Source organism: Xenorhabdus sp. PB30.3, from assembly GCF_963895965.1.
In the GTDB taxonomy this organism is placed as follows: Bacteria; Pseudomonadota; Gammaproteobacteria; order Enterobacterales; family Enterobacteriaceae; genus Xenorhabdus; species Xenorhabdus stockiae.
Map to the genome: position 1 here is coordinate 1 of NZ_CAWQMW010000099.1, position 1,627 is coordinate 1,627.

A 1,627-nucleotide genomic window follows, 5' to 3' on the forward strand; every position below is an offset into this window, starting at 1 on the left:
ATATAATAACTTATATTTTAGCATGTTGTGTATTTTTTATTTCTTTGAGCACACAAGCAAATGAAAGAGAATTAAAGTCAGATAAAAAAATATATCATTCTAATGATAATATTTTATTAAGTTACAATAAATCAAAGACTGGAGATACAAGCTGGATTGGAATCTGGAAATTTAAACCTAATTCAAATACTCATCTAACCTCCTCAGATAATAACTCATGGCATCAATATTCCACTCATAGACCATATAAATTGAAATATATTATTGGAAAAAAGGAATATACTCCCTGAATGCCAACACACTAAGCCCCGGACGCTATATCGCTTTTTTACTCAAAGGAAAAAATGACAATCAACTAAGTCACCCTGTCATTTTTGATATCGCAGATAAGAACAATAATATTCAACTAAAAGCTCTTACATTAAATATCTGGCAGGAAGGAACTCAAGTTACAGGAGGTTATGGTGGAATAGTAAATACAATTATAAACTCAAACGCCGATATTATTTCACTTAGTGAAGTAAGAAACTATAATACTGACTTTACTTCACTAGTAGCAAAAAGCCTTAGCGATAAAGGCTATCAATATTATACTTATAGATCAGGAAATGATGTCGGTATTCTTTCTAAATATCCTATTAATCAACATAGTGATATTAATAGCTTTACAAAAGCATCAATTAATATAAGTGGCGAAAATATTGAGTTTTATGCAGGGCATTTAGATTACCACAATTATGCCACTTACCTACCCAGAGGATATGATGCAAATAATTGGAGTGAACTACCAAATGGCCCTGATACTAATCTAAACGATATCTTGAATGTAAATAATAATTCTGGACGCCCTGCTTCAATTCGGGCATTTATCCCTGATGCTAAGAATGAACTTAATAACAAAAAAATCGTTATTATGGCTGGTGATTTTAATGAGCCTTCCTGGCTGGATTGGACTGAGGCAACCAAAGAACTATTTGATCATCATGGAGCTATCGTTCCTTGGACAAGTACCAAATTACTAGCCGAAGCTGGCTATCTTGATACCTATCGCACTAAATACCCTGATCCAGTTAAATATCCCGGTTTTACTTGGGTAGCAAATAATCCAGATGTCGCAATCAATAAGCTTACCTGGGCACCAAAAGCAGATGAACGTGATCGGATTGATTATATTTTTTACTATCCTAGCCCACAGTTACTGGTGAAAGATGCGTTCATTGTCGGCCCTTCCAGTAGCATAGTTAAAAGCCAAAGGGTTAAAGAATCTTCGGATGATAAATTTGTAACACCAAAAGGTGTATGGCCATCTGATCATAAAGGCGTTTTAATTACATTTAATCTGAAAATCAAATAAATTTTAAATGAAAAATTATATTATATGATTATCTAACTACTAAATAGCTTTTCAAAATGGTAGGCGAATCAAAGAAACTCAGTCCTATTTTTGCGAACTTTTTAATCGCAAAACCAAAAAAACACAAAAAGGAAGGACTGATTTATGGCCATCGTACCACCTATTCCGCGCAATGAGCGGCGTCAAATGAGAAAAATTGTCCAAAAAACGGCAGATAAAAACTATGCTCGCCGGATTATGGCGATACTCTTGCTACATCAAGGTGCATCTGTG

At 34.1% G+C, this 1,627-nt stretch carries 2 protein-coding genes and 1 pseudogene; all 3 read left to right on the forward strand.

Annotated features, from left to right (window positions below; genetic code table 11):
- Positions 1-290: hypothetical protein (locus tag AACX38_RS06360; RefSeq protein ID WP_228865902.1), on the forward strand; the 290-nt coding region annotated here is incomplete at its 5' end.
- A 137-nt stretch (positions 291-427) separates the two neighbouring features.
- Positions 428-1,354, forward strand: coding sequence for an endonuclease/exonuclease/phosphatase family protein (locus AACX38_RS06365; protein WP_339385664.1), 927 nt, complete (start codon positions 428-430; stop codon positions 1,352-1,354).
- A gap of 144 nt (positions 1,355-1,498) precedes the next feature.
- Positions 1,499-1,627 (forward strand): annotated as a pseudogene (locus AACX38_RS06370) (IS630 family transposase); the annotation flags it as partial.